Source organism: Kitasatospora sp. NPDC093558 (genome assembly GCF_040683475.1).
In the GTDB taxonomy this organism is placed as follows: Bacteria; Actinomycetota; Actinomycetes; order Streptomycetales; family Streptomycetaceae; genus Kitasatospora.
The window spans coordinates 1-4,966 of the sequence record NZ_JBFBDY010000477.1; the positions used below are offsets into that span (position 1 = coordinate 1).

General features: G+C 73.1%; 5 protein-coding genes. All 5 read right to left on the reverse strand.

Features of this window, described 5'->3' with window-relative positions; genetic code table 11:
• Positions 1-41 precede the first annotated feature (41 nt).
• Positions 42-776: a hypothetical protein gene (locus AB0O00_RS29510; RefSeq protein ID WP_363656895.1), complete on the reverse strand. Its 735-nt coding sequence runs from the start codon at positions 774-776 to the stop codon at positions 42-44.
• 104 nt (positions 777-880) lie between these two features.
• On the reverse strand, positions 881-1,570 hold the full coding sequence (locus AB0O00_RS29515; protein WP_363656897.1) for a DUF6304 family protein: 690 nt from the start codon (positions 1,568-1,570) through the stop codon (positions 881-883).
• Between the two features lie 121 nt (positions 1,571-1,691).
• Positions 1,692-2,699, reverse strand: a complete 1,008-nt coding sequence (locus AB0O00_RS29520; RefSeq protein ID WP_363656899.1) for a DUF1648 domain-containing protein — start codon at positions 2,697-2,699, stop codon at positions 1,692-1,694.
• Positions 2,696-3,043, reverse strand: a complete 348-nt coding sequence (locus tag AB0O00_RS29525; RefSeq protein WP_363656901.1) for a GntR family transcriptional regulator — start codon at positions 3,041-3,043, stop codon at positions 2,696-2,698. The genes AB0O00_RS29520 and AB0O00_RS29525 overlap by 4 nt, the downstream gene beginning before the upstream one ends.
• Positions 3,044-3,074: 31 nt before the next feature.
• Entirely contained in the window at positions 3,075-4,523 is a 1,449-nt protein-coding gene (locus AB0O00_RS29530; RefSeq protein WP_363656903.1) for a cytosine permease, read from the reverse strand.
• Positions 4,524-4,966 lie beyond the last annotated feature (443 nt).

The window sequence follows — 4,966 nt, forward strand, 5'->3', positions numbered from 1 at the left end:
TCTAGATGCCGTACGCACCGTCACCCTGCGAACGGCCGCGCCTACTGCGGAGCCGGGTCCGCGGTGGGTGCCACTGCGGCGCGATGGCCGGACAGGCCCGCCGTGCCGGCGAGTTCGGCAGCGGCGGCCGTCCAGGCGGCGCCGAAGGCCCAGGTGGCGAGCCATTCGCACAGGTAGACCGGGCGGATCGGCCAGTCGGTTCCGAGGTGGGTGAGGGCGGCGACGACGGCGAGCAGGAGCAGCGCGGGGATCAGCACGCCGGCCACCAGGTAGCCGCGGGCGACCCACGGCTTGCGCTCGTACCGCGGGTCGCGGAACGAGTAGATGGAGAACAGCGCCAGGACGACGTACAGCAGGCCGGCGAGGACGAGGTGGACGGCCCCGATCGTCGCCTGGAACGCCGTCGGGTTCGGGGGCGAGGTCGGGCACAGCGCGACGCCGATCGCGCACGCCCCGGCCGCGGTGCTCCACCGGTCGTCCCGGCGGTCGAAGCGGTAGCAGACGAGGAACACCCCGAGGGCGCACAGGCTCCCGACGAAGACGTTCCGGGTGCTGGAGTAGTAGGCGCCGCTCATCGACACGGGCCAGTAGCCGCTCGTGCTCAGGCCCCTGAGCTCGGCGAACAGCCAGTTGCCCAGCGGCAGGGCGACCGGCAGCAGGATGCCGATCAGCCCGACGCCGAGGCGCAGGTAGGTGACGGTCCGTTCGTCCTGCGCGTCGGAGGGGCGGGAGGAGGTGGGTGAGGGGGTTCTGTCGGCACGCCAGTGGGGGATCATGGACGCCTCCTTGAGGCTCGGCGCTGCCAGTGTTGTACCCGCGCTGCCGCATGACCCCACCACCGGAACGAGTGGTTTCCGCTCCGTGACCTGCCCGTGTGCTCCTACCCCCGGTACCCGGTGCCCGGCCGGCGGGGTTCGAACTCGGCGCAGTGGAAGGTCTCCTGGGCGAAGCCGGTGCGGCGGTCCCACAGGCCGAAGATGCCGGCCTTGCCGCTGACGGTGCGGTAGGCGTCCTTGGCGTCGCGGAAGCAGGCCATCGAGCCGATGAAGCCGGAGCCGACCGGCGAGTAGTCGGAGAACGCGCACGCGATGCAGGCCACGAGGCCGACGCCGGGCGGGAGTTGGCGCTGGAGGTCGAGGAGCGCGTCCTCCATGTCCTCCCACGGGCCGCCGGACGTGACGGTGCCGGCGTCGTCGGGGAGGTCGAGTTCGAGGGTCACGTGCAGGGCGTCGAGGCTGCCGTCGGGATTGGCGTCGCCGAGGACGAGCCGGGCGTGCAGGACGCCGGGCCGCGGGTCCGCGCCGGGGCCGGTGACCTGGAGCGGGGTGCGCCACTCGATCGTGCAGGAGCACAGTTCGTCGAGGCGGGTCAGGTCGGGCGGCAGGGCCTCCGCGTCGAGCCGGCCGACGAGTTCGAGGGAGTCGAGGCTGTCGCCCTCGTAGCGGTTGCCCCGCAGGAGCAGGGAGAAGGTCTGCCCGTCGTTGACCAGGACGGTGTCCGCGCGGCCCCAGCGGTCGGTGACGACGGCGGGCAGGCGCAGCGGCGGCTCGTATCTCAACTCGCTCGGCATGGTGGAATTATGAGGCGCCGGGCGGGGCTCCAGCCATGGTTTCGAAGGACTTCGAAGGGCTGTGCGGGTGGGATGGGCCCGCCACCCGGGCGGCGCCGGGTGGCGGACGTGGGCGGGGAGCTTAGGCGGTTGCGGCCTTCGCCCGCTCGGCGAGGGAGTTGAGCAGCGCGGCCCCGCGTTCGGCGTCGTCGACGCTGACGGCGAACCGGTGGCCCTGGCGGCTCTCGACGACCAGGCACTCGCCGCCGCGGAGCATCAGCGTGGTGCCGAGGCCGTTGACGCGGTAGCCCCAGCCGCCGGCCTGGGCGGCGGTGCGCTGTTCGGCGCGGGCCGAGCCGATGTCCGCGGGGGACCAGTGCCGCCAGGGCCAGCCGAACGGGCCGAAGCCGACGTCCAGGCCCTTCGCGGTGACCCGGGCCTGGACGGAGGAGCAGGCGAGGGTGGTCAGCGCGAGGATCACGAGCGTGGTGGTCAGCGGCCAGTGCCCGGAGCTCAGCCCGGTGGCGCCGGCCAGGGCGCTGCCGGCCGCGCCGAGGCCGAGGAGTGCGGCGGCGAGCTGGATCCAGACGTTGGAGGTGCGGGACAGCCAGACCGCCCGCTCCCCGGCCGGGAGCGTCATGACCGGGCCGCGCGGGCCGGTGGGAATGGCTCCGGTGGCGGGCGTGCGGGTGGCTAGCCAGGTGAGCAAGCCGGCGGCGCCCGTCGTCAGGACGATGAGGATCACCCAGGCGTCCATCGAGGCGGCGTCCTGCCAGTGCGCGCGGTCGAGGTTGGCGTGCACGATCGACGCCTGCGCGCCGCTCAGCAGCACCCCGCCGGAGGCCAGGATCGCCCCGGGCGCGCCCGGCGCCTGGCGGCCCCAGAAGTGGCGGATGACGGCGGCGAGTGCCACCAGGCCCAGCCAGATCGCGGCCGGGAACAGCGCGGCGGCGGTCAGCGACATCGAGTCGTCGGGCCGGCTGCCGCCCCAATGCGTGGCCACCGGGTCCGGCAGCCGGTCGCGCGCGGCGAGCGGGAGGGCGACGATCAGCGCGAGCACGCCGGCCGCGAAGGCCGCGGCCGCCCAGACCCCTCCCCGGCCGGGCCGCTGCTTCGTCGCGGCGGGTACTACAGGCTCCGAGTCCTTCACGGCATCCCCCTGATCAGGTCCACGAGATCGTTCCTGCTGTAGCCGGCCCGGGCCGCGTCCGCGATCAGCTCCCGTACGCGGTCGACCAGTTCGGCGCGCGATCCGGCGTCGGCGGCGATCGTGATGCCGCGGCCGCGGCGGAACTCCAGCACCCCCTCGTCCCGCAGGGCACGCAGCCCGCGCAGGACGGTGTTGGTGTTGAGGCCGAGGGCCCGGGCGAGCTCCCGGGCGGGCGGCAGCTTGTCGCCCGGGGCGCACTCGCCCTCGGCGACGGCCCGACGGATCGCGCCCGCCACCTGCTCGTGCAGGGGGCGGGCGTCGCCGATGTCCAGCTTCAGCAACATGGTGCTAGTGACGATAGCACCATGGGTGGTTTCAGTGTGCGTTCTCCGAAACCGCCTCCGGGGCCGCCTCCCGCTTCGGCAGCGCCGGCGCCTTGCCGCGCGCCCCGCGCGAGAGCAGCACGTAGAGCGCGGCGGCGAGGGCGCCCGACAGCAGGAAGCTGAGGTCGATCCCGCCGGTCAGCTGCAGCAGCGGGCCCTGGTAGGCGGGGGTGTCCACCGCGCACAGGCCGAGCACACTGCCCGCCGCCCAGGCGACCGTCGCCGGGACGTTCCAGCCGGCCCGGTACCAGTAGATGCCGCCGCGGGTGCGCTGGTTGAGCACCTGGAGCGAGTGCTGGTCGTAGTCGCCGCGGAAGCGCCGGTGCCCGATCAGTGTGATGACGGCCCACGGCGTGCCGATCGCGGTCAGCACCAGCACGAACGAGGTGACGGCGTCCTGCGCGTTCCACACGAAGTGGCCGAGGAAGACCAGGACGGTCGCGAGCGCCGCCACGACGTACGTCGCCTGCAGACGGGTGGCGCGCGGCAGGATCGCGTCCAGGTCCAGGCCCATGCTGTACAGCATCAGGCCGGTGTTGCCCGCGCTGCCCAGCAGCCCGTTGATCAGCAGCGGCAGCAGGAACCAGGCCGGGGCGCCGGCGATCAGGCCGTGCACGTAGTCGTTGCCCGCGCCGGTCGCGACAGCGGTGAAGGTACCGAAGACCTGGGGGATCAGCAGGCCCAGGAACAGGCCCAGGCACGTCGACCACAGCACCTTGCGCGGCGCGTGCCGGGCGGGGGAGACGTACCGGGTGTAGTCGCCCAGCAGCGTGATGAACGCGATCGGCCCGCTCAGCCCGGCCGCGACCACGGCCAGCAGCCAGGTCGGCCAGAAGCCGCCCAGCAGGTAGGCGCCGTGCGCGGAGCCGTCGAAGTGCGGGGCGAACGCGAACAGCCCGGCCAGCAGCAGGGCGCCCATCGCCCACATCAGCACCCGCTCCAGCTTCAGCAGCAGCCGGTAGCCGAACACGGCCGCGGTCGCGCTCAGCACCGCCAGCACGCTGTACGTCGCCACGTACGCGACGCCGTCCGCGGGCAGCCCCAGCATCCGGTTGAGCGCCCCGACCACCACGTCGCCACCCACCCACAGCGCGAGCGCCGTGTAGCCGAGCGACAGCAGCAGGCCGACCACCGAGCCGATCAGCCGCCCCCGCACGCCGAAGAACGCGCCCGAACTGGTCGACAGGTTCGTCGCGGTGCGCAGCGACACCAGCGCGAGCGGCGCGGTCAGCGCGATCCCCGCGACGGTGCCGATCACCAGCGCGCTCAGGCTCGCCCAGAACGAGAGCCCGAAGGAGACCGGGAGCCACCCGAACACGACGACGCCGAACGCGAGGTTCGAGCCGACGAGGATGCTGACCACGTCCCGGGGAGTGCTGGTGCGGTCGGCGTCCGGGATGGTGTCCACCCCGTACTGCTCGATGTGGGTGCTCTGCGGCATGAGGGAAGCCTTCTGGTGCAGGAATCCGCCCGGAATCGGTCACTCCGGACGGCCAGACAATCGTTGGCCACCCGCCGCGAGGGCAATAGGGGCGATCCGGACGAACTGCTCCCTCCGGATTCCGGACGCGGCTTGTTGCTTGCCACAAAGCCGCAGGTCAGGGCCGTCGCCGACGGGCCCGGCGTATGGAACGCGTTCGGAAGGCCGTCGCGGGCGTCAGGGAAGCGCCAAGAAACGCCGCCCGTGGTTCTCCCGGCGATTGGCTGGAGTCGAACGCGGAACCCGCGAACGACGACACGAGGACGGACCATGCACGGCAACCGGCGCTACGACGACTGCGCGACCACCCGGGTGGCCCTTGCCGTCGTAGCCGCCGCGGACGGTCATCAGGACGACCGGGTAGCCCGAGCCCTCCTCGGCGAACGCGGTCACGTCGGCCGGGT

Coding starts and splice junctions, on each gene's coding strand:
- AB0O00_RS29515 (WP_363656897.1), bottom strand. CDS start 1,570: ATGCCGAGCGAGTTGAGATACGAGCCGCCGCTGCGCCTGCCCGCCGTC.
- AB0O00_RS29530 (WP_363656903.1), bottom strand. CDS start 4,523: ATGCCGCAGAGCACCCACATCGAGCAGTACGGGGTGGACACCATCCCG.
- AB0O00_RS29525 (WP_363656901.1), bottom strand. CDS start 3,043: ATGTTGCTGAAGCTGGACATCGGCGACGCCCGCCCCCTGCACGAGCAG.
- AB0O00_RS29510 (WP_363656895.1), bottom strand. CDS start 776: ATGATCCCCCACTGGCGTGCCGACAGAACCCCCTCACCCACCTCCTCC.